General features: G+C 64.7%; 23 protein-coding genes. 1 reads left to right on the forward strand and 22 read right to left on the reverse strand.

Features of this window, described 5'->3' with window-relative positions; all coding sequences use genetic code 11:
* Nucleotides 1-200 precede the first annotated feature (200 nt).
* From FJ430_RS10245 to FJ430_RS10350, 22 genes are all read right to left on the reverse strand, one after another.
* A complete protein-coding gene (locus tag FJ430_RS10245; protein WP_226892132.1) occupies nt 201-770 on the reverse strand; it encodes a lytic transglycosylase domain-containing protein in 570 nt (189 codons plus the stop codon).
* On the reverse strand, nt 721-2,088 hold the full coding sequence (locus FJ430_RS10250) for a flagellar hook-length control protein FliK (protein ID WP_140707008.1): 1,368 nt from the start codon (nt 2,086-2,088) through the stop codon (nt 721-723). The genes FJ430_RS10245 and FJ430_RS10250 overlap by 50 nt, the downstream gene beginning before the upstream one ends.
* A complete protein-coding gene (locus FJ430_RS10255; RefSeq protein WP_140707011.1) occupies nt 2,085-3,539 on the reverse strand; it encodes a chemotaxis protein MotC in 1,455 nt (484 codons plus the stop codon). The genes FJ430_RS10250 and FJ430_RS10255 overlap by 4 nt, the downstream gene beginning before the upstream one ends.
* Nucleotides 3,536-4,942 (reverse strand): MotB family protein, encoded by a 1,407-nt coding sequence (locus FJ430_RS10260; RefSeq protein ID WP_140707013.1) that lies wholly within the window; start codon nt 4,940-4,942, stop codon nt 3,536-3,538. Before FJ430_RS10260 ends, FJ430_RS10255 begins: the two co-directional genes overlap by 4 nt.
* Nucleotides 4,939-5,565, reverse strand: coding sequence for a hypothetical protein (locus FJ430_RS10265; RefSeq protein ID WP_140707015.1), 627 nt, complete (start codon nt 5,563-5,565; stop codon nt 4,939-4,941). Before FJ430_RS10265 ends, FJ430_RS10260 begins: the two co-directional genes overlap by 4 nt.
* Before the next feature lie 3 nt (nt 5,566-5,568).
* Nucleotides 5,569-7,227 (reverse strand): flagellar basal-body MS-ring/collar protein FliF, encoded by a 1,659-nt coding sequence (gene fliF / locus FJ430_RS10270; RefSeq protein WP_140642138.1) that lies wholly within the window; start codon nt 7,225-7,227, stop codon nt 5,569-5,571.
* Between the two features lie 174 nt (nt 7,228-7,401).
* Entirely contained in the window at nt 7,402-8,472 is a 1,071-nt protein-coding gene (locus FJ430_RS10275; protein WP_140707017.1) for a flagellin, read from the reverse strand.
* A gap of 262 nt (nt 8,473-8,734) precedes the next feature.
* Nucleotides 8,735-9,721, reverse strand: a complete 987-nt coding sequence (locus FJ430_RS10280) for a flagellin (protein WP_140642134.1) — start codon at nt 9,719-9,721, stop codon at nt 8,735-8,737.
* Nucleotides 9,722-9,945: 224 nt separating this feature from the next.
* Nucleotides 9,946-10,677, reverse strand: coding sequence for a flagellar type III secretion system pore protein FliP (gene fliP / locus FJ430_RS10285; RefSeq protein ID WP_140642132.1), 732 nt, complete (start codon nt 10,675-10,677; stop codon nt 9,946-9,948).
* A complete protein-coding gene (gene fliL / locus FJ430_RS10290; protein ID WP_140642130.1) occupies nt 10,674-11,168 on the reverse strand; it encodes a flagellar basal body-associated protein FliL in 495 nt (164 codons plus the stop codon). Before fliL ends, fliP begins: the two co-directional genes overlap by 4 nt.
* A gap of 17 nt (nt 11,169-11,185) precedes the next feature.
* A complete protein-coding gene (gene flgH / locus FJ430_RS10295; protein WP_140642128.1) occupies nt 11,186-11,890 on the reverse strand; it encodes a flagellar basal body L-ring protein FlgH in 705 nt (234 codons plus the stop codon).
* The gene (locus FJ430_RS10300) at nt 11,887-12,432 is read right to left on the reverse strand and encodes a MotE family protein (protein ID WP_226892133.1); all 546 of its coding nucleotides are present in this window, start codon (nt 12,430-12,432) and stop codon (nt 11,887-11,889) included. The genes flgH and FJ430_RS10300 overlap by 4 nt, the downstream gene beginning before the upstream one ends.
* Before the next feature lie 68 nt (nt 12,433-12,500).
* Complete coding sequence (locus tag FJ430_RS10305; RefSeq protein WP_226892228.1) at nt 12,501-13,589, reverse strand: flagellar basal body P-ring protein FlgI; 1,089 nt, start codon at nt 13,587-13,589, stop codon at nt 12,501-12,503.
* 149 nt (nt 13,590-13,738) lie between these two features.
* Nucleotides 13,739-14,263 carry a flagellar basal body P-ring formation chaperone FlgA gene (gene flgA, locus FJ430_RS10310; protein WP_140707019.1) on the reverse strand — a complete coding sequence of 175 codons (525 nt, stop codon included), beginning with the start codon at nt 14,261-14,263 and terminating at the stop codon, nt 13,739-13,741.
* A gap of 3 nt (nt 14,264-14,266) precedes the next feature.
* Entirely contained in the window at nt 14,267-15,055 is a 789-nt protein-coding gene (gene flgG, locus FJ430_RS10315) for a flagellar basal-body rod protein FlgG (RefSeq protein ID WP_140642123.1), read from the reverse strand.
* Nucleotides 15,056-15,064: 9 nt separating this feature from the next.
* Entirely contained in the window at nt 15,065-15,394 is a 330-nt protein-coding gene (locus tag FJ430_RS10320; RefSeq protein WP_140642120.1) for a flagellar hook-basal body complex protein FliE, read from the reverse strand.
* A complete protein-coding gene (gene flgC / locus FJ430_RS10325; RefSeq protein WP_140642117.1) occupies nt 15,394-15,810 on the reverse strand; it encodes a flagellar basal body rod protein FlgC in 417 nt (138 codons plus the stop codon). Before flgC ends, FJ430_RS10320 begins: the two co-directional genes overlap by 1 nt.
* A gap of 2 nt (nt 15,811-15,812) precedes the next feature.
* Complete coding sequence (gene flgB / locus FJ430_RS10330) at nt 15,813-16,193, reverse strand: flagellar basal body rod protein FlgB (RefSeq protein WP_140642115.1); 381 nt, start codon at nt 16,191-16,193, stop codon at nt 15,813-15,815.
* A gap of 85 nt (nt 16,194-16,278) precedes the next feature.
* Nucleotides 16,279-17,058 (reverse strand): hypothetical protein, encoded by a 780-nt coding sequence (locus FJ430_RS10335; RefSeq protein WP_140707021.1) that lies wholly within the window; start codon nt 17,056-17,058, stop codon nt 16,279-16,281.
* Nucleotides 17,039-18,460, reverse strand: a complete 1,422-nt coding sequence (gene fliI, locus FJ430_RS10340) for a flagellar protein export ATPase FliI (RefSeq protein WP_140707023.1) — start codon at nt 18,458-18,460, stop codon at nt 17,039-17,041. The genes FJ430_RS10335 and fliI overlap by 20 nt, the downstream gene beginning before the upstream one ends.
* 4 nt (nt 18,461-18,464) lie before the next feature.
* On the reverse strand, nt 18,465-19,187 hold the full coding sequence (gene flgF / locus FJ430_RS10345; RefSeq protein WP_140707025.1) for a flagellar basal-body rod protein FlgF: 723 nt from the start codon (nt 19,185-19,187) through the stop codon (nt 18,465-18,467).
* A 7-nt stretch (nt 19,188-19,194) separates the two neighbouring features.
* The gene (locus tag FJ430_RS10350; RefSeq protein WP_140707027.1) at nt 19,195-20,316 is read right to left on the reverse strand and encodes a DUF1217 domain-containing protein; all 1,122 of its coding nucleotides are present in this window, start codon (nt 20,314-20,316) and stop codon (nt 19,195-19,197) included.
* A 146-nt stretch (nt 20,317-20,462) separates the two neighbouring features.
* Between FJ430_RS10350 and motA the strand changes: the two genes are divergently transcribed.
* A complete protein-coding gene (gene motA / locus FJ430_RS10355; protein WP_140707029.1) occupies nt 20,463-21,338 on the forward strand; it encodes a flagellar motor stator protein MotA in 876 nt (291 codons plus the stop codon).
* Nucleotides 21,339-21,343: the final 5 nt, after the last annotated feature.

The raw sequence follows: 21,343 nt of genomic DNA on the forward strand, positions 1-21,343 counted from the left end.
TCACTTGCCCCGTGCGGAAAGGGCTACCCGGCTCGACGAATCCTGAAAAACCATCATTTCTTGTAGCTATTTTCTTGGGAGTTTTTTTGGGAGCCGTAATAAAAGCGGTTGTGCGGGTGTGCTCGCGCCAACTGTTGGCAGACGAACATTGGCGCCGGCGGATAGGCTGGCGAAGGTCGACTGGATCCGAAATTTGACAACTATTGGTTGCAGAAAGTGCTGGCACTCGGCGTCCATTTGCCGAAGCCGGTGGCGACCATGTTGGCGATGACGCGGCAGACATAGACCTTCTGTGCCGGGTCGTTGTCGGGACCGGCATGGTAGCGAGCGACGGCCATCGACCAGGTCATATGCCGGGCATGCAGGCTCGCCAGGAAGCGCGCCGCGTAGTCGACATTCTGATGCGGGTCGAGCATGTCCTCGACGCTGCGGAAATGATCGCCGTGATAGCGATGGTTGATCTGCATGCAGCCGAGATCGATCAACGTCTTGCCCTCGCGACGCGCGTCCTCGAATGCGGCGAGCGCTTCGCCGCGACTGCGAGGGAAAACAGCTTTTCCTTCTATATTCAAAGCATTAGGCTGAAGGCTGCCCTTCTTTCCGGTCTCGGTCAGGCCGACGGCGTAGAGGATCCCGGCAGGCACACCATAGCGATCGGCAGCGCGCAGGATCTCCGGCTCGCAGGAATTGGCGGCGGCGCTGGCCGTGCCGGCAGCAAAACTAGATATACATATCGTCGTCAGCGCGCTCGCGAAGAGGCGAAGCGGCACGACCGAATTCCTGTGCGCCATTGCCATCGTTCCTTCCCGGTTGCCGGCCGCCGCCCTCGTTGTTGCCGCCCGAGTTCCCGGGCTGGAACGAAGGCTGGTCGCGGCCCGTCGACATCGGCATGGCGCTGGTTGCGTCGGCGCGGCTGGCCGCATGCGCTGCTATCGAGGGTTGCAGGATGGTAACCTTGTCGACGTCGAAACCGAGGCTGCGCATGGACTTGACGATGGCGTCGCTGTCGGCGGTGAGGCGGCGGTATGCCTCGTGTGTCTCGGGCTTCATCTCAATCGAAAGTTGCTCCCCCGAGAGCCGCAGGCTGGCGATAACCGACCCGAGCTCCGAAGGGTGGAACTCGATCTTCAGCACATGTGTCGGAACGGCAACAGAATTGGTCGTCTGGGAGCCTGCCGAGGCGCTTGCAAAGGCCTGCTGAACGCCATTGTCTGAGGCAAGCCCTTCAACCAGCGCCGATGCCGTCTGGCCGAGCGGGTTTTGCGCCGGCGCCGGGAAGCTCTGCTGGCTGACGACTTCCATGCGTGTGGCGGAAGAAGACGGCTTGGCCGGTGTCTGCTGCGTGCTCGACTGGGATTGCTGCGATGCCTTGGAGGCGGAAGCCGGCCGCCAACCTTGCGGCGGTACCGGGTTGTCGGCCTGCGGTTCATTCCCTTGCTTCGGCAAGATCTTGGTATCGCTGTGGCCCGACATGTCGAGAGCCATGTCCGCCTTCACCGGCTTTTGCTCGAAGTCGGGTCCGGACTCTTCAGCCGCCATCAAACGAGCGGATCGCGACTGCGGCTCGGCGGAATCGTCGACCGCCTCGCGCTTGCCTGGGCGCAGCCGCAATTCCAACGATGCTCCGTCGCTCGCGGCCTCTTCACCGTCGGCGGAACCCGCGCTGCCCGTGCCCGACGATTGCGCGAAATGTTTCATGTCGCTCAGCGCCATCAGCAATGGCAGGCGATCCTGCAGCGGCGCGGACTCGTCGCTTTGCGCCGTGGAATCCTTGTCCGCCGTCGGCTTTGCCTGATCGGCCTGGGCGGTGGTCTTCCCGGACTTTCCCGTGGTTGCTTTCTGCGAGCCGGTCTTCCCCTCCTGCGTGCCCTGGTCCGGCTCCTGTTTGCCGGCATTGGCCGCCGAGCGCCTTGCCGGATGCGCGTCCGGCATCACCGGTCCGGTCGTGTGCTTGTCCTGTGGCCGGTCGGTCTTCTCGGGCCCATGCACCAGGTCACCGAAATTCTGATCCTTGTCCTCGCCGCCGGTCGAGTGCTGCCGGGGCTGGGTCGAAGCAAAGCCCGGCAGGGTCTGGTTGACGCTGGTCATTTGGGGGCTGCTCCGAGCAACTGGTCGATCTGGTCTAGCTGACGCCGCGTGCTGGTCACCGCCGCATCGATTGGGTCTTGCGCATCGGTCGTCGCCGGCGCCGATGCCTGCACCACCGGCGCGGCGTCGATCGGTGCCGGAGTGGACGCCGGCGTTTCGGCCGATGCTTGCGCCGGTTGCGGGACAGCGGGCGGCGAAGGCGTGTCTTTCGCCTGATCGCTTGCAGCGACTGGCGGATCGCTCGCCGCGACCGGCGGATCGCTTGCAGCGACCGCTGGCTTGTCGGGTATCGCTCCTTCCACCGGCGGCAAGTCCGCATTGGCCGGATCGGCCGAGGCCTCCGTCGCCGATTTCGCCTCGTCACTTTTCGCAACGGTTGCCGGCTTAGGTCCAGCATTGGCGGCCGCTTTCACCGGCGCCATCACTTCGCCCGCGACAGCTTGCGCGGCGTCGAGCAGGTCGCGGTCGCCTTGCGAGAGCTTGCCGCGATCGATCTTGCCCAACTTGGCGCGTACTTCATCGACATTGGCCGATGTCATGGTGGAGAGGCTCGAATAGAGCTGGGTGCGCGGATCATCCCGGTTGCCGTCGCCGTTGCGGCCCAGTTCGGCCTTGGCCGAGGCGAAAGCCGAGAGCTCGGTCATCCCGTCGATCGCGGCACGGCGCGCGATGCGCAGGTAGATTACTTTCTCGCGCTCGGGATCCATCATCGAGGTGATGTCGGCGATCTTGTCCTGGCTGATCGCCATGTGAAGCGTGATGACGCCGGAAACAAAGGCATCGGCGAACTGGCTGGCATAGGGCGAATAAAGAAAGGACGCGACATACTGGGTCGAAGCCAGCGCGAAACGGGCGGCGTCGCCCTGCGCGGCCGCGATGCCCACGGAGCGGCGAAGCGCAGCCTCCTCGACCAGCGTGCCGGGGCTGAGCAGGCGTGCTTCGTCGAGCAGCGCAAGCGCTGCCGACGGGTCGTCGGCCGCAAGCAGCGAGCCCTTGACCAGCGCCAGGAAGGCGCCGAGATCGGCGGGCACGCTCATCGGATCGATCGGCTTCAGCATTTCGATCGCCTGGGCCGGCTGCCCGCTCAGATAGGCGACGACGCCTTTGGCGATGGCCAGGCTTTGCGGGTCGGTTACCGCGCGCGAAGCCGCCGCCGCGACCGTCACCGGATTGCCGCCGCTCATGCCATAGACGAGCAAGGCGCGGAAGTTCTTCGGCTCCTTGAAATCCTCGGCGTTCGCGTCGCGCATCCGGGCGTCGATCATTTCGAGGAGTTTTGCCTGCATCGGCAGCGCGGCGTGATCGCCGCCGGCAATGCGATCCTGGACCAGCTGCAGCGAACGCACCAGTTGATAGGGCTGCAGCGCATCCTGCGCGAAAGCCGCCGGTGACGACCCCGCGCCTAACAGCAGCAGCGCTATCGCGCCGCCGATGACGGTCCTGGCCCTCATCCGCCGGCCGCCATCAGGATTTCGATGCGCCGGTTCGCGGCAGCCATCGGATCGGAGGCGATCTTGGGCTGCCGGTCGGCGAAGCCCGCGACCTCGGTGATGCGGCTTTCGTCGACGCCGCCGCGCACCAGCATATAGTAGGCCGAATGGGCGCGCGCGGTGGACAGCCGCCAGTTGTCGTAAGTGTCGCTGCGGAACGGCCGCGCATCGGTGTGGCCGCTGATGGTGATGGTGCCCTTCTTCTCGTTGATGATGCGGCCGATCTTTTCCATCGCCAGCACCAGCTCGCGGCGCGGCATGGCCGAGCCGATCTCGAACATGCCGAAATCGAGCTGGTCGGTGATCGAAATGACGACACCCTTGTCGGTGGCTTCGACCGAGACGCCGTCGGCGAGCTTTTCGCCCGGCAGGAATGCCTTGGCGAGTTCCTTCTTGATATCCGCCGCTTGCTGAAGGGCGGCTTTGCTCGGCGCCTTGTCACCTTTGTCGGCGGCCTCCTCGGATTCGGTCTTTTCCGCCTTGGCCGCTTCAGCCTTCGTGTCGGTGTCCGCAATCTCGCGCTTGTCGTCGCCGGCTTTCTCGCTCTTCTTCCCTTCGCTCAACAGCTTTCCGGCCTTGCTTTGCGCGGCTTTTTGCTCGCCCTTGGCGTCGGTGCCTTCCGGAGCCGCCAGCGGTTCCAGCGGCGCGGCCGTCAGCGGAGGGGCGGCCCGAACGGCCTTCACCTTCGGCACCGCGACGGTGGCGATCTTGTCGCCAGGCTTGACGACCGGATCGCCATCGATCTTGGCGCGCTCGGCTGTTGCCTCCGCGTCAGGCGCCGCCACCTGCTGCGACCAGAAATCCGGCGCGAACGGATCGCGATAGGATTCGCCGCCGGAGGCCCCGGTTGCCGGACCGGCCGTCTGGGCGCCCCCTTCACCCTTGGCGCTGACGTTCTGCATCACGCCCGTATCGGCGGCGATCTCCGCCAGCACCGCATAGGGATCGGCGAACAGCTTCTCATCGGAGAGCTGGGCATCCTGCGCCCCGTCCTTGGTCTGCCGGCGCTCGGAGGAACCGGCGCCGCCCTTGCCGTTATCGCCCGCCTTGGTCGCGCCCTGCTGCGGGTTGTCCGCGGTCAGCCCGACCTTGCTCGGGCCATCGCCGAGGTCCTCCAGGCCCTTGCGGCTGGAATTGCGGTCGATCAGCTCGACCGGATTGAAATAGCTGGCGACGGCTGCCTTGGTCTGCTCGTTGGCGGCGTTGATCAGCCACATGACGAGGAAGAAGCACATCATCGCCGTCATGAAGTCGGCGAAGGCGATCTTCCACACGCCACCATGGTGAGCGTCGTCATGACCGTCGTGATTGCGCTTGACGATGATGATCTCGTGCCGGGGGTCGGCATGGTCGACGGCGCTCATGACAGGACCTCCGACAAGGACGCCGACCACTCGGCGATACGCGTTTCGAACACCGTTTCGTCGATGGTGACGGTCAGGTCGAAGCCGGACGCCTCGGTGAAGTCGAGATTGGCGGCGCGGGATCCAAGCGTCGCCTTCAGCGGCTCGAACAGCGAGAGCGGCCCCCGGACGCCGATACGCACGGCCTCGCCGTCGGCGACCGCGGCGCCGATCACGCGCGAAAGGGCCAGGAGCGAACGCTGCTGCAGGTCGTCGCTGAGAAGGCCGCCGACGATGCGCGCGACGGTCGCGCCGGCAAGCTCGGCAACGCGCTGCTCCATGGCCTCGATGCGCGTGGCGACGACAGCGCCGAGATCGCCGCCGAAGCTCTCAAGGAAAGCTTTCGCCGCATCGTCGCTGGCCTGACGCTCGGCGTCGAGCGCGGCCCGATGGGCAAGCGCAAGGCGTGCCTCGAGCGACGCCTCCGCATCGGCAACCGCCTCGGCGATCAGCGCGCCGATATCGGCCTGCGGCGGCGGCGCGGCGGCAGGCATATGCTCGGCGGCGCGCGCGGACGGCGGCTGGCTGGCACGCGGGGTCCGCGAACCAAAATCGGGCAGGAGATCGAAAAGCGCCGAGGCCATGGCCTAACCCACGGCTTCCGGGGCGGCAGCCCATTTGCGCAGGATCTGCGCGGTCCGCTCCTCGTTGAGGTCGACCATGCGGGCCAGCCGCTCCTGCGGCGCCGGCCGGATTTTCTGACGCAGGTCGTCGAGCGGGGTTGCGCCGGCGCGCGCGCCGGGCAGGGCGCCGGCAGGGGTCTCGGCGGTGATTGCGGCGACGGGCGCGTCCGGTGTCGGCAAGGAACGCTGTACGTCGTCGAAGCTCGGGCCGGCAATGGCCGCAGGCTTCGCCGACGCCGTCAGCGCGGCGGCCATCGGCTTCAGGCCGAAGAAGGCCACCAGGAAAACGACAACGATGAAGGCGCCGGCATTGATCAGCGTGCCGGTATAGGTGCCGATCGAGGCGAGAATGCCGGGCTGATCGATCGGCTCGCCGTCGAGGCCGTTGATGAACTCGACTGCCGACACGTCGATGACATCGCCGCGCTTGTCGTCGAAGCCGGTCGCCGAGGCCACCATCTTCTGGATATCGGCGACGCGCTTGGCGATCTGGTCGGGCGTGGCGTCCTTGCCGAGGATGGTCTTCAGGCGATCCTGGTTGACGACGACCGCGATCGACATCTTGTTGACCGTGTAGCCGTTGGAGACGGTGGCGATCTTCTTGGAGTTGATCTCGTAGTTGGTGATCTCCTCCTTGCGGTCGTTCTGCGAGGTGGATTGCGGTCCTTCGGTGCTGGTGGTTTGCGTCTCGGGCAGGTTCTGCTCGACGCTGGTCGGGGTCGAGGCCTGTTTCTGGTTGCTGGCCTCGTTGGTCTTCACCGACTGCACCGAACGCTCGACGCGCGAGTTCGGATCGAAGATCGTCTCCTCGGTCTGGCGCGTGTCGGTATTGACGTCGGCCTTGACGCTGGCGCGGAAATTATCTGGGCCGAGATAAGGAGTGAGCGCGCGGCGGATGTTGTCGCCGATCTGCGCCTCGACCGTCTGCTCGACGCCGAGCGTACGCGCGGCGCTCGTGTTGGACGGGTCGTCGCCGGCGGCCAAAAGGTTGCCGTTGGAATCGAGCACGGTGACCTTGTCAGCCGAGAGGCCGGGAACAGCCGCGGCGACGAGGTGGCGGATCGACATGGCGCTCTTCTCGGCATCGTTGCCGGCATAGCGGATGACCACCGAGGCGGAGGGCTGCTGCTCGTCGCGGCGGAAATTGGCGCGCTCGGACATGACGATGTGGACGCGCGCCGCCTTGACGCCGGAAATCGACTGGATGGTGCGCGCGATCTCGCCTTCCAGCGCGCGCACGCGGGTGATCTGCTGCATGAAGGAGGTGAGGCCGAGCGAGCCGACATTGTCGAACAGCTCGTAGCCGGCATTGGCGCTGGTCGGCAGTCCTTTCTCGGCAAGCAGCATGCGCGCCTGCGCGGTGGTGCCGGCCGGCACCAGCACGGAGGTGCCGTCGGAGCCGACATCGAAGCCGATGCCGGCGTCGGCCAGCACCAGGCCGATCTGGTTGACGTCGGAACGCTCGAGGCCGACATAGAGCGTCTCATAGGCCGGTCGGTTGAGATAGACGGAAGCGATGCCGATGACGGCCATGACCAGGGCCGCGATGCCGCCCATGAGCGCCAGACGCCTGACGCCGAAGCTCTTCAAATTCGCGATGACGCTCTGGATCTGTTCCGGCACGATTCAACCGCTCCCAGCATGACTGTCCGCCGGAAGACTAGACCGCGAAGCTTGTGCGAGGATGATAGGCGTGCCGCCGAAGAGCCCGCAAAGCGTCGAACCGGCGTCTTATCGAGCAACGAAAAAGGCCGCGTCTCAGGCGCGGCCTTTTTCTGGTGGGAATAATCCCGCGGCTTAGCCGTTCTTGAACAACTGCAGGATCGACTGCGAGGAGCTGTTGGCGATCGACAGGGATTGGATGCCGAGCTGCTGCTGAACCTGCAGCGCCTGGAGGCGGGTCGATTCCTTGTTCATGTCGGCATCGACGAGCTGGCCGACGCCGCGGTCGATGGAGTCCATCAGGCTCTGGGTGAAGGTCTTCTGCAGGTCGATCGAGCTCTTGGCGGCGCCGAGCACGGTGGCGGCGTCAGTAAGCTGACTCATGACGTTGTCGATCTTGGTGACCATCTGCGTGATGATGTCGTCGGTCACGCCCGTTGCCGTGATGTCGAGATTGAAGGCGGAGACGTTGTCGATCTTGACGGGCGTGCCCGTCACAGCGCCCTGGCCCGCGGTGTTGGCGGCGATGTCGGTGGCGCCGCCGGCGATCGAGGCCGCATAGGCGGCGTCATATGCCGACTGGTCCGCGGCGGTGGAATAGATCGAAGTCTTGCGATCAAGAATGCCCTGGTTCTTGACCGCCGTCGCGAGGCCGGAATCGAACAGCTTGGTGCTCTCGACATCGATGTCGATCGTTCCGAGCGAGATGGCGCCGGACGACGAGCGGTTGAACGAGGAGACGATCTTGGCGTCGGCCTGGACGCCGTCATTGGCGGCCGCGACCTGCGTAGACGTCACCGAAAGATAATTCGAGCCCGAGAAGGTGGCGGCGTCCGCGAAGGATTTCATCTGCGCCTGCAGCGTGGTGATTTCGGTCTGCGTCTTGGCCTTGTTGGCACCCGACTGGCCCACAGCCGACAAAAGCTTGGTCTTGATCTGGCCAATCGTCGAAAGGACGTTGTTCATGCCGGTATAGGCGGTGTCGACCTTCGAGGCGCCGAGGCCGAGCGCGTCCTGCACGGTCGACAGCGCCGAGTTGTCGGAACGCATGGTGGTGGCGATCGACCAGTAGGCGGCGTTGTCGGAGGCCTCGGAGACCCGGTAGCCGGTCGAGATCCTGGCCTGCGTCTGCTCGAGCGATTTGTTGGTGGCGTTGAGGCTTTGAAGTGCAGTCAACGCCGCAGCGTTCGTCATGATGCTCGCCAAGAAACTCGCTCCTTCTCAAAGGCCGGCATGCCACACAGGCCAGGTCCGGCCTGCCCATCGGTTGCGGTCGTGCCGGTCGGGCCGACTCGACAACCTGTCGTAAGTCGTTGGTTAACCATATCTAGCGCGATATGGTTAATGGCCTGTTAAAAGTAGGCTTTCGAGAAGTTAAGAAACGAGGGTTGCGCGGGCCTTGAGCAAACGAAAATCGGGCCGCGCTTTTGGCGCGGCCCGATGCTTTAGCCTGGTCAGTATAGAGCGATCAGCCGCGGAAGAGCGACAGGATCGACTGCGACGAACCGTTGGCGATCGACAGCGCCTGGACGCCGAGCTGCTGCTGGACCTGCAGCGCCTGGAGGCGGGTCGATTCCTTGTTCATGTCGGCATCGACAAGCTGGCCGACGCCGCGGTCGATGGAGTCCATCAGGCTCGAGGTGAAGGTCTTCTGCAGGTCGATCGAGCTCTTGGCGGCGCCGAGCTTGGTGGCGGCGTTCGTCATGTCCTTCAGCGCGGCGTCGACGACGTTCATCATCGCCTGGATCTGAGTGTCGCTTGCAGCGGTGGTACCGGAGAAGATCTTCAGGCCGGCGACCGAATAAGTGTCGGTGGCAGCGGCAGCAGCGCCCAGGGTCGGGGCCGAGGCCGCGGCGACAGCGGCGCCGGTGGTGCCGAGACGCTCTGTGTCGAGGATGCCCTTCGCGGTCGGGGCAGCGCCTGCGTCATAGAGCTTGATGCTTTCCACGTTGACGTCGATCGTCGAGATCGAAACCGAGCCGGTGGCGCCGCGGTTGAAGGCCGATACGATCTTGACGTCCGCCGCCGTGCCCGAAGCCGTCGATACCGACAGCATGTTGGTGCCGGAGAAGGTGGCGCCATCGGCATAGGCCTTCAACTGCTTCTGAAGAGCGGCGATTTCGACCTGGGTCTTTTCCTTGGAAGCATCGGTCTGGCCATACGAAGCGGTGAGCTTCTGCTGGATCTGGTTGATGGTCGAGATCGCGCTGTCCATGCCGGTGTAGGCGGTGTCGACCTTCGAGGCGCCGAGGCCGAGAGCGTCCGAAACGGTGGACATGGCCTGGTTGTCGGAGCGCATCGTGGTGGCGATCGACCAGTAAGCGGCGTTGTCGGAAGCCTGGGAAACGCGATAGCCCGTCGAGATGCGGGCCTGGGTGGTGTCGAGGTTCTTCTGGGTGGCGTTCAAGCTCTGCAGAGCGGTCAACGCCGAGGCGTTGGTCATGATACTGGCCATGGTACACGTACCTTGTTTTTACACGGATTTTTTTGACATACCGGCATGTCCGGTATGACGGTGCGGCATCATGCCAATGACCGCTCAGTTGGGTCACCCGCCATCTGCGAGCGACTATGGCGGCAAGTTGCTACCAAAGAGCTAAATCGGACGGTTAATCGAAAATATATTGCGTAAAATTCGAGTGGAATGGGGCGCCGTTTCGGCACCCGCGCCGGGAACGATCAGGTGAAGGATCGCACCAGGCTGCCGACCAGAAGGTTCCAGCCGTCGATCAGCACGAAGAACAGGATCTTGAACGGCAGCGATACCACCGTCGGCGGCAGCATCATCATGCCCATGGCCATGGTGACCGTGGCGACGATGAGGTCGATGACGAGGAAGGGCAGGACGATGAGGAAGCCGATCTCGAAGCCGCGGCGGATCTCCGAGATCATGAAGGCCGGCACCAGGATGCGCAGGTCGACGCTCTCGCGCGAGACGGTCTGGCCGCGCTCTCGGGCGAGGTCGGCAAAGAGGTCGAAGTCCTTGTCGCGCACATTGTGCAGCATGAAGTCGCGGAACGGGCCGGAAATCTTCTCGAACGCCTCGGCCTGCGTGATCTGGTTGTCCATCAGCGGCTTGACGCCGGTGTTCCAGGCCTGGTCGAAGGTCGGCGCCATGACATAGAAGGTCATGAACAGCGAGAGCGAGATCAGGATCAGGTTGGCCGGCGTCGATTGCAGGCCGATGCCGGCGCGCAGGATCGAGAAGGCGATGACGAAGCGGGTGAAGCTCGTCACCATGATCAAGAGGCCCGGCGCCACCGAAAGCACCGTGAGCAGGCCGAACATCTGGATCAGATAGCCGACGGTCGTACCGTCGGCTTTGCCGATGCCGCCAAGATCGAGCTGCTGGGCCGCGGCGACGGAAGTGGTGACGACGATGAGCGCCGTGGCTATGAGGAACTTTCTCATTCGAGCAGCATCGTCCTGACGAGAACCTGTTTGACGTGGCCGCCGCTGCGCAGCGCCGCGCGCTCTTCGAGATCGGCCTTGAGATGCTGGTAGCCGCTGGCGCCTTCGATCTGGTGCAGCTTGAGCGTGCGCACATAGGCGAGCAGGTCCTGGTGGATCTGCTCGGCTATTTCCGGCGGCTGGGGAGCATCGTAGAGCAGCGACGCCTCCAGCCGGATCCAGACGTCCGACGGTGAGGCGAGATTGGTGGTGATCGGCGCCAGCTGAACCAGCGCCGGCCCGGCGGCCGCCTTGCCGCCTTCGGCGGGTTTTTCCGCGGTGCCGGCGTTTTCCGGTGCCGCGGGCACCGGTGCCGGCGTTTCGCCTTGCTTGAGATAGCCGCCGGAAAGCCAGCCCATGCCGACCGCCGCGCCCGTTATGACCAACAGCATGGCGAGTTGGATCACCAGGGAAGGTCCCTTCTTGGGCTGGACCTGCTCGACATTGGCCACGGCAGCGCTCTCCGGTCCTAGAAGGGAAGAACCTGGTCGAGGACCTGCTGGCCATAGGCCGGCTGCTGGACCTCGCTCACACGGCCTCGGCCGCCATAGGAAATGCGCGCCTCGGCGATGCGCTCGTAGGGGATGGTGTTCTCCGCGCCGATGTCGGACGGACGAACCATGCCGGCGATGGTCAGCACCCGAAGCTCGTAGTTGACGCGGACCTCCTGCGAGCCCCTGATCATCAGATTGCCGTTGGGCAGCACCTCGGTAACGACGGCGGCGACGTTGAGGGCGATGTCCTCCGAGCGCTTGATCTCGCCGTCGGCATTGGTCTCGGTGCTGGAGCTCAGGCCGGCGTCGCCCTTGCCGCTGGTGCTTGCGTTTTCCCAGCCGAGATTGACGTCGTAGCCGAGCTTGCGCGCGGCGGTGCGGCTGCGGTCGTTCTGGTTCTTGAAATTGGCCCGGTCGTTGAGCTTGATGTTGACGGTAAGGATGTCGCCGGCGCGCAGCGCGCGCGGATCGGTAAAGAGCCGGCTCTGGCGATCGTCCCACAGCGAGAATTTCTTCGGCCGCGAGGCAGGCGGCTCGGGGTAGCTGTAGGGGCCGGAACCGCCCTCACCGATGCCGGAACCGACCGGCGACAGAGCGGGCTCCCGGCCGATCTCCTTGAAATTGGTGCCGCAGCCGGACAATGCCGCAACCGCGACGAGGACAAAGAATTTCAACTTCATGACGGATCAACCCTTCGCGCCGCGCTGGCCATGATGCCGGTGAGCGTCGCTGCCGCCTTCTGGTCCATTTCGTTCAAGATGACGCCGGCCTTGCGCGAATCGAGCTTCATCAGGATGGCCGCCGCGAGCTCGGCATTGACCATCGCCAGCCGTTCGGCGGCGGCGTCGGGCTTCATGCCGGCATAGATCTTGACGACGCCGTCCTCGGCGCGCGCCAGGAACACTTCGCGGCGCTTCAACCATTCTTCGTACTCGGCCCGCTTTGCCTCGAGCGCTTTCATGCGTTCGTCGATGCCGGCCTGCAACTGCTTCAATTCCTCGGCCTGAAGCGCGTAGCGGCGGTCGCGCGCGGCGTCGGCGATGTTGGAGCAGAAGCGCTGGACCTCGCTTTCGTCAGGCGCCTTGCCGGCCGCGAGCGCAGCCGGCTGAAGCGGCGCGCTTTCGTGTGTGAGCTGGGCCGGCTGAACCGGCGCCTGACCGCCCGGCAACACCTGTCGTACCTCGTCCGCATGGGAGGCCGTCCCGCCAAGCAGAGCAACCATTGCTCCGATGGCGCAGAAGCTCAGGTGACGGCGGGGTGTTGGGGAGGAAAGCGCGATCATCGGCGTGCCTATTGGAGAACCAGGTCGGCCTGCAAAGCGCCGGCCGATTTGATGCCTTGCAGGATGGCGATGATGCCGTCGGGCTTCACGCCGAGGCGATTGAGGCCGGATACAAGCGTTTCGAGATCGGGACCGTCGAGCACGGCGACGCGCGCGTCGGGCCGGCTCGCTTCGATGGCGGTGAAAGGCTCGACCGCGGTCTCGCCCCTGGAGAAGGGTTCCGGCTGGACCACCTTCGGCGCTTCGGTGATGCGCACCGTAAGCGTGCCATGGCTGATCGCCACGCGCGAGATCCTGACATTGCTGCCGATGACGATGGTGCCGGTGCGTTCGTCGATGACGACGCGGGCAGGGGCGTCGGATTCGACGACCAGATTTTCGATCTCGGCATAAAAACGCGCGGCGGAGACGTTCTTCGGCCGCCTGATCTGCACCGTGCGGGCGTCGCGTTCCGCGGCGACCCGCATGCCGAAGCGCTGCGAGGTGTAATCGTTGATGGCGTCGGCGATGCGGATGGCGGTGGAGAAATCGGGATTGCGCAATTGCAGCGTCAATACGCCCTGGTCGTCGAATTCGGCCGGCACCGAGCGCTCGACGATGGCGCCGTTCGGCACGCGGCCGGCGGTCGGCACACCTTGCGTCAACTGCTCGGCCTGGCCCTGGGCGGTGAAGCCGCCGACGATCACCGAGCCCTGCCCGACGGCATAGATTTCACCATCGGCTGCCTTCAGCGGCGTCATCACCAGCGTGCCGCCGGCGAGCGAGGTGGCGTCGCCCATCGAGGAGACATCGATGTCGATGCGGCTGCCCGACTGGACGAAGGGCGGCATGTTGGCGGTGACGATGACGGCGGCCACGTTCTTGGCGCGCGCGCTGCCGCCTTCGGTGGCGATGCCGAGATTCTCCAGCATGGCGCGGATCGACTGTTCGGTGAAGGGCGAGTTGCGCAGGCTGTCGCCGGTTCCGGCGAGGCCGATGACCAGGCCGTAGCCGACGAGCTGGTTGTCGCGCGCGCTCTGCAGCTGGGCGATGTCCTTGATGCGCGCGGCGACCTGGCCGGGCGGCAGCGTGCTCGGCCCGGTCGAGACCCGGAACATGCGCGTGGTGGTGGCCGGATCGTATTCCGGATCGTCGTAGACGCCGCCGTTCTTCTGCGCGAGCTCGCGCTTGGCCTTGGGCGTCAGCCCATCCGCCAATGCCGGCTGCAGGCCGATGGCCGCGCTCAGCAAAAGGAGAAGGACGCGCATCACGAAGCGCCGACCTTGACGGTGCCGTCGGCCATCACCGTGCCCGAGATGATCTTGCCGCTGTCGATGTTGCGGATCTTGATCTGGTCGCCGGCAGCACCTGGCTGCAGCGTGACGCCGGCGGCCGAAATGGTGAGCGCGCCGGCGGTGAAATAGACCTGTACGGAAGCGCCCTGCTCGACCAGCCAGGCGTCGCGGATGGCGCTGATCGGGATGTAGCGGCCGGGCAGCAGCGTGCGCTTGGCAACCTTGCCCTGGAGTTCCTCGGAGCGCGTCGCCATGCCGTCCGGCTTGTGCTTGCCGGGGATGAGCGTCACCTGCTTGAGCGAGGCGGGCTCGATGGTCTCGCCGGGATAGATGACTCTGTTGGGGATCAGCACGGCCTCGCCGACCGCCTGGCCAGCGGCGATCTGGTTTGCCGACTGGCCGGTCGCGTCCTGCGCGAAAGCCGGCGTGCCGGCGGCCACCAGGGCGGTGGCCAGCGCGACGCGACGGAGTGCGGAGGAGATCGGCCCGGCCATCATCCGTTACCTGATGTTCTTGGAGACCACCGAGGCCATGTCGTCGGCGGCCTGAATGACCTTGGAATTCATTTCGTAGGCGCGCTGGGCAGAGATCAGCTCGGTGATCTCCTTGACTGGATCGACGTTGGAAGACTCGAGATAACCCTGCTGGATCGTGGCGAAGCCCGGATCGCCGGGAACGCCGACATTGGCCGGGCCGGAGGCAGCCGTTTCCTGGAAAAGGTTGTCGCCGAGCGGCGCCAGGCCCGCCTCATTGGCGAAGTTGACGATCTGAAGCTGGCCGAGCAGCTGCAGGTCGGTCTGACCGTCGATGCGGGCAAAGACCTGGCCGGTCTTGTTGACGATCACCTCGACGGCGTCGGTCGGCACGGTGATGGCCGGGATGACGTTGGCGCCGTCGGCGGTCACGAGCTGCCCGGTGGCATTGGTGTTGAAGGCGCCGGCGCGGGTATAGAGCGTGCCGCCGTCGGCACCCTCGATCTGGAACCAGCCCCTGCCGGTCAACGCCAGGTCGAAGCTGTTGCCGGTGCTGGCCAATTCACCTTGCGTGTGGACGTTGCGCACCGCCGTGGTCTTGACGCCAAGACCGATCGAGACGCCTTCCGGCACCAGCGAGGTGTTGGAGCGGTTGGGCACGCCCTGCGTGCGGTCGACCTGGTAGAGCAGGTCGGAGAATTCGGCCCGCGCCCGCTTGTAGCCGGTGGTGTTGATGTTGGCGATGTTGTTGGCGATGACTTCCAGGTTGGTCTGCTGGGCGTTCATGCCTGTGGCGGCGATCGCAAGGGCTTTCATGACGCGCTCCTAGATACTCATGCGACTGATTTCGAGATAGGCCGAGACGACCTTGTCGCGGATCGCGATGGTGGTCTGCAGCGCCTGCTGGGCGCTCAGCACCGCATCGACGACCTGGCGCGTGTCGGCATCGCCCTTGAGCGCCTGTATCGACATCTGCTCTGCGCCCTGCAGCGTGTTGACGGTCTTCGTCGCCGCCTGGCCGAGGACTTCGGCGAAGGTGCTGCCGACGCTTTCGCCGGCCTGCGTTCCGACACCGCCCTGCAGCAGACCCGGTGAAGCCTGTTCCGCTCCATCGACCGCCGTTTTGAATTGTATTGCCCCGATACCGCCGATCATTACTGGTTCCTCATCAGGTCGATGGTCATGGAAATCAGATCGCGAGCCTGCTTGATCACCTGCAGGTTGGCTTCATAGGAGCGGTTCGCCTCGCTCATGTCGGCCATTTCGACCAACGTGTTGACGTTGGGCATCTTGACGTACCCCTTGTCGTCGGCGGCTTCGTTGCCGGGTTGGAATTCGATCGGGAAGTCCGAAGGATCGCGGGAGATCGCGCTGACTTCCACCAGCGAGCCGCCGGTTGCGCGGTCGACCTCGGACTGAAAGGTGATCGTCTTGCGACGATAGGGCTCGGCGCCAGGCGTGCTGCCGGTCGATTGGGCGTTGGCTAGGTTTTCCGAGACCACGCGCAGGCGCTCCGACTGGGCGCCAAGACCGGAAGCCGCGACTTTGAGGGCTGCAGTCAGCGCATCCATGATCAGCTCTTCACCACCATCGTCATCATCGAATGGAAGGCCTTGACGATCGCCGTGTTGAGCTCGAAGGAGCGGCGCACCTCGCCGGCCTTCATCAGCTCCTGTTCGAGGACCACGGTGTTCTTCGACGGCATGATCGCGCCGTCAGCGTCTTCCGGCCTGACGTTGAAGCCGGCATGGGCCGTTTCGGCGCCAAGGTGGCCAGTCTGCGTGGCGGCAAGCGTCACGGCGGTGCGGTCGAGGACCTTTTCGAAGGGCTCGACGTCATTGGCCGTGTAGCCCGGCGTGTTGGCATTGGCGATATTCGAGGCAATCGCCGACTGGCGCACGGCCAGCCATTGCGATTGCCGCGTGGCAAGATCGAAAAGATTTACGGGTTCCATGGGAATCTCCCGGGCAAGTACGCACAAGACTAGGCGGCCAGTCTTGCGCGGACCTTGCGCGGGACGAGCTGTAAGGCCCGGGTTCTTACTTGGTGAGCTGGATCACCTTGTCGGTGCTGGTGACGATCACCCACTTGCCGCCGCGCTGCTCGATCGAGGCGACGCGGCTGGAATCGGGCAGAACCGAGCCGCGCTGGACGATCCACAGACCGGTATCGTCCTCGATCATGGCGCGGCCGTTGGCGACATGCACCATCTTGAATTCCGAAGCGGCGGTCGGGAAGGGCTGGTCGCCGGGCGGTGGCGCGGGATCGTCCTGCACCGTTCCGGTGGCAAACAGGTCGATATCGGCATTGGGAACGTCCTTGGCCGTCAGCGGTCCGCTGCGTTCGGCCACGATGCCGCCGCCGGCGCGTCCGGAGTTGCTGCCGCTGCCGCCGAACTTGATGGCCTGAACGCCGAACTGCTCCTGGTTGAAGAAGATATACCAGGGGAACAGCGCGCAGATCAGGCCGAGTGTGATGCCGAGCGCGGCGATGACTAAATCGCTGCGGCGGTCGGCGCTCTTGTCGGTGAGGCGCGGGAACTGGGCTTTCGGCGGCTCGGGCCATTGGGTGCGGGGAAAAAGGCCATCGAGCAACGAATCGCGGCTGGCCTGTGCCATGTCGGCAGTGGATGTCCGCGGCGGATGCGGCTTGTCGGCTCTGGTCGGAAGCGCCGTTGCCTTCTCCGTCCTGGCGAGCGCGGCCTTCTGCTTGGCAGTTCTTGCCTCGTCGGCCTCAGCCCGTTCCGCCGCCTCGGCCTCGGCAAGCATGTCGCGCAACATGCGCTCGGTGTATTGGAATTCAGTCTCCTTGATCGCCATTCAGCTTCCCCTTGAGATGGCGGGCGAGGTCGGCGAACGGATCGGCCGATGCGCGGTCCCTCGGCGATTGCGTGAGCGCCTCGTAAATCAGCGGCACCTGGCGCACCGCGTTGTCGAGCTCGGCATCGGCGCCGCTCTGGTAAGCGCCCAGCAGACGGATGTCGCGTGTATCCTCGAAGCGCGCGATCATCGATTTCAGCCTTGTCACCAGCATGCGCTGCTCGGCGCTCCAGGCCTTGTCGGCAAGGCGCGAGATCGACGACAGCGGATTGACCGGCGGATAACGACCCTGCTCGGCGAGCGCGCGGTCGAGCACGACATGGCCGTCGAGGATGCCGCGCACCGAGTCGGCGACCGGATCATTGTGGTCGTCGCCGTCGACCAGCACGGAAATGATGGCGGTGATCGAACCCTTACCTTTAACCCCGGGGCCCTCGGCCCCCGGCCCAGCGCGTTCGAGCAACTTCGGCAGGTCGGTGAAGACCGAGGCCGGATAGCCGCGCGCGACCGGCGGCTCGCCCGTTCCGGTCGCCACCTCACGCAGCGCATGCGCGAAGCGCGTGATGGAGTCCAGCACCAGCAGCACGCGATGGCCCTGGTCGCGGAAATGCTCGGCCACGCACATGGCCGTGTCGGGCGCGCGCCGGCGCATCATGGCGCTTTCATCGCTGGTGGCGACGACGGCGACAGTCTTGGCCATGCTCTGGGCGCCGATCGTATCCTCGAGGAATTCGCGCACCTCGCGGCCGCGCTCGCCGATCAGCGCCACGACCACCGTATCGAAGGCCTCGGCGCCGGCCAGCATCGCAAGCAGCGTCGACTTGCCGACGCCGGAACCGGCGAAGATGCCGAGCCGCTGGCCGAAGCAGAGCGGCGTGAAGATGTCGATCACCCTGACGCCGGTGAGGAAGCCGGTGCCGACGCGCTGGCGCGCCAGGGCGCCGGGCGTCGCGCTATGCGCGGCATCGGCTGCATTCGGCCTGATCAGCGGCGGACCGCCGTCAATGACGCGGGTCAAGGCGTCGATCGCGCGCCCGCGCCAGGAGACATGCGGCGTGACCGTGAGTGGGCCGCGGCGAAAGACGGCATCGCCGATGCCGGCATCGGTGCTGCGCTCGAACGGCGCGACCACCACCTCGTCGCTGCCGATCTTGACGATCTCGCCGCGGCGTGCGCCGGCCTTGCCGCGCTGCTCGACGATGTCGCCGAGCCTGGCAATTCCGGACAGGCCGCGAACCTTGTAATGCGTCGGCGAAATCTCGGCGACGCGGCCGCCGCGCGAAAGCAGCGCCTGCGGATCGTCGAACCGCCGCCAGACGCGTTCGAGCGCGGCCAGCCTGTCGGTCCGTCCGGTATCCGCCGGGCCCTCGGAAGCGCGCAACAGGGACGAGCCGGTCGTCATGCCGTCACTTCGAGCCGAGCGTCTTGATCGCGTCGTCGGTGGAGGAATCGGTCTGCCGCATCAGCGCCGCCGTGTTCTCGAAAGCGCGCTGCACCTGGATCAGCCGGGTCATTTCCAGAACCGGATTGACGTTCGACTCTTCCAGAAACCCTTGAGCGACGCCGACGTCCGAGCGATCGGTGACGGGTTCGGGCGTGCGCGCCGGAACGATGCCCGAATTGCCATAGCGGACGAAATTCTCGCCGGGGTCGAAATTGTAGAGACCGATGGCGCCGACCAGCTGGTCGTTCTGCCTGAGCGAGCCGTCGGCGCCCGCCTTGGGCGGGCCGTTGCGCGGATCGAGCTGGATCGGAGCACCACCGCTGTCCAGCACCGGATAGCCTTCGATCGACATCAGTTCGCCGTTCTCGTTCATGGAGAAGCGGCCGTCGCGCGTCATCACCGTGCCGGCGGGCGTCTCGATGGCGAACCAGGCGTCGCCCTGGATGGCGAAGTCGAACGGATTGCCTGTTTCGGTCAGCGCGCCATGCGCGCCGGAAAGATAGGTCTTGCCGGAGGAGGCGAAGGAGACCGACCTCGGCCCGGTGCCCGAGACCACGTCCTCGAACTTCACGCCGGTGGCGCGAAAGCCGATGGTCGAGGCGTTGGCGACGTTGTCGGCGATGGTGTCGAGACGGCGCTCGAGCGCGATCTGCGAGGAAAGGGCGACGTAAAGACTGTCCTGCATGATCTTCTCAGAACTTCAACTGCTGCATGGCCATCATCAGATCGGTGGAGATGCCGACACTGGTCGGCTGCGCGAAGAGCACGCTGACAGACGTCACCGCCGTCGAGGTCGGGTGGTTGATCTCGTACATGCTGGTGAAGCGGGTCAGGAACTTGCTGAGCTTGTCCGGGTCGGTAAAGTCGTTGATGTCGAGCTTCTGCTCGAAGAGCTGCGCCTGCTTGTCGATGTCGGCGGTGGCAAAGGAATCGGGCAGGCCGAGCGCTGCGCGGACCACGCTGGCTAAAGCGGTGTCGGCGAGCACGTCGTACCAGCTGGTGATGTCCGGCGCCTTGCGCTGGAAATAAAGCGCCAGCCGCACGCCTTCGTTGGTCTGGCCGGCATTCTCTTCCAATGTCTGGCGCAGATACATGTCGACGGTCGGCTGCTGCGCCGCAACGCGAGTGGTGGTCATGTCGCCGTACTGTGCGAAGTTGAAGGCGGCGGCGAGCCCGGCATAGGCCTTGTTGGTTTGCTGGTTGGCGACGCTGTCGGGATCCTTCACGCCGCCTTGCAGGACGGACTTGATGAGGTCCTTGTCCTCGGTGGCCGAATCCAGGCCGAACGCGGCCAGCGCGTAAGTGTAGAGCCGGTCGTTCGACATCAGATCGTCGATCGACTTCACCTTGGTGATGTTGGCGAGATAGTAGGTCGTCTCGCCTTTTACATAGTCCGAATCCGGATCAAGGCCGGCGATCTCGGCCTGTGTGGCGTAGTTCGCCGTAACCTGCTGCTGTGTCGGGTTGTAGATCGTCGCACTGGTGCCATCGGCCGCGAAGTTGAAGGCAGCGACGAACTGGGCGTAGCGCTTGTCGGTCAGCTTGTTGGCGAAGCTGTCGGCGTCGGAGATGCCTTCCTTCAGCGCCTTGACCATGAAGGCCTTGGCATAGTCCATGTCCTCCAGCCCGTAAGCCTTCATGGCATATTTGAACAGGCGATTATTGTTTACGAAATCGTCGATCGATGTAACCTTGCCGATATTGGCCAGATAATACTGCGTATCGCGATCGACCGTCGGCTGTTTCTCAACCTGGACGATCGATTTGTTGATGTCTTTCGCGATCAACTGGTAGCTGGTGTAGGTACTGAGCAAGGATACGCCTCCGGCCGAAGCTATCCCTGCACAATAACGTCACTTCCTTGCGCGAAGCTGAATCGCGTTCGCGGCCTTCGATTCAAGCCTCACACAAGGCACGAGGACTATCCCTGATCACGACGTGACATGCGGAAGGACCTGTCGTGGGCATTCTGATCGGACTTGTGGTGACGCTCGGCTGCGTCCTCGGCGGCTTCATGGCCATGGGCGGGCATCTGCATGTGCTGATGCAGCCATGGGAAGCGGTGGTCATCTGCGGCGCTGCGCTCGGCACCTTCCTCGTCGCCAATCCGATGAAGACGGTCAAGGATACCGGCAAGGGTATTCTCGAAGCCTTCAAGCAGGCGGTGCCGAAGGAGCGCGACTACCTCGAGACGCTGGGCGTCCTGCACAGCCTGATGCGCGAACTGCGCTCGAAGTCGCGCAGCGAAGTCGAGGCGCATATCGACAATCCGGAGGAGTCGGCCATCTTCCAGGCTTTTCCGACCGTGCTGAAGAACCACGACCTGACGAATTTCATCTGCGACTACTGCCGCATCATCATCATCGGCAATGCCCGCTCGCATGAGATCGAAGCGCTGATGGATGAAGAGATCCAGACGATCCGCACCGACAAGCTGAAAGCCTATCACGCGATGGTCGCGGTCGGCGACGGCCTGCCGGCGCTGGGCATCGTGGCGGCCGTGCTCGGCGTGGTGAAGGCGATGGGCGCGCTGGACCAGTCGCCCGAAATCCTCGGCGGCCTGATCGGCGCGGCACTCGTCGGGACCTTCCTCGGCATCTTCCTGTCCTATGCGGTGGTTGGTCCGGTCGCCACCAAGATCAAAACGGTGCGCGAAAAGAAGAATCGCCTCTACATCATCGTCAAGCAGACGCTGCTTGCGTATATGAACGGCGCCCTGCCGCAGGTGGCGATCGAATTCGGCCGCAAGACCATATCCTCCTACGAGCGTCCGACGATCGACGCGGTGGAGCAGAGCACCATGAACACCGGCTCCGCCGAGAAGAAGGCGGCCTGAGCATG

The organism is Mesorhizobium sp. B2-8-5 (assembly GCF_006440675.2).
Classification (GTDB): domain Bacteria; phylum Pseudomonadota; class Alphaproteobacteria; order Rhizobiales; family Rhizobiaceae; genus Mesorhizobium.

Bases quoted from the DNA above. Each gene is read 5' to 3' on its own strand.
- FJ430_RS10250 (WP_140707008.1), bottom strand. From the start codon at position 2,088: ATGACCAGCGTCAACCAGACCCTGCCGGGCTTTGCTTCGACCCAGCCC.
- FJ430_RS10255 (WP_140707011.1), bottom strand. From the start codon at position 3,539: ATGAGGGCCAGGACCGTCATCGGCGGCGCGATAGCGCTGCTGCTGTTA.
- FJ430_RS10260 (WP_140707013.1), bottom strand. From the start codon at position 4,942: ATGAGCGCCGTCGACCATGCCGACCCCCGGCACGAGATCATCATCGTC.
- FJ430_RS10265 (WP_140707015.1), bottom strand. From the start codon at position 5,565: ATGGCCTCGGCGCTTTTCGATCTCCTGCCCGATTTTGGTTCGCGGACC.
- FJ430_RS10280 (WP_140642134.1), bottom strand. From the start codon at position 9,721: ATGGCCAGTATCATGACCAACGCCTCGGCGTTGACCGCTCTGCAGAGC.
- fliP (WP_140642132.1), bottom strand. From the start codon at position 10,677: ATGAGAAAGTTCCTCATAGCCACGGCGCTCATCGTCGTCACCACTTCC.
- flgH (WP_140642128.1), bottom strand. From the start codon at position 11,890: ATGAAGTTGAAATTCTTTGTCCTCGTCGCGGTTGCGGCATTGTCCGGC.
- FJ430_RS10300 (WP_226892133.1), bottom strand. From the start codon at position 12,432: ATGGTTGCTCTGCTTGGCGGGACGGCCTCCCATGCGGACGAGGTACGA.
- FJ430_RS10305 (WP_226892228.1), bottom strand. From the start codon at position 13,589: ATGTTCCGGGTCTCGACCGGGCCGAGCACGCTGCCGCCCGGCCAGGTC.
- flgA (WP_140707019.1), bottom strand. From the start codon at position 14,263: ATGATGGCCGGGCCGATCTCCTCCGCACTCCGTCGCGTCGCGCTGGCC.
- flgG (WP_140642123.1), bottom strand. From the start codon at position 15,055: ATGAAAGCCCTTGCGATCGCCGCCACAGGCATGAACGCCCAGCAGACC.
- FJ430_RS10320 (WP_140642120.1), bottom strand. From the start codon at position 15,394: ATGATCGGCGGTATCGGGGCAATACAATTCAAAACGGCGGTCGATGGA.
- flgC (WP_140642117.1), bottom strand. From the start codon at position 15,810: ATGGATGCGCTGACTGCAGCCCTCAAAGTCGCGGCTTCCGGTCTTGGC.
- flgB (WP_140642115.1), bottom strand. From the start codon at position 16,193: ATGGAACCCGTAAATCTTTTCGATCTTGCCACGCGGCAATCGCAATGG.
- FJ430_RS10335 (WP_140707021.1), bottom strand. From the start codon at position 17,058: ATGGCGATCAAGGAGACTGAATTCCAATACACCGAGCGCATGTTGCGC.
- fliI (WP_140707023.1), bottom strand. From the start codon at position 18,460: ATGACGACCGGCTCGTCCCTGTTGCGCGCTTCCGAGGGCCCGGCGGAT.
- flgF (WP_140707025.1), bottom strand. From the start codon at position 19,187: ATGCAGGACAGTCTTTACGTCGCCCTTTCCTCGCAGATCGCGCTCGAG.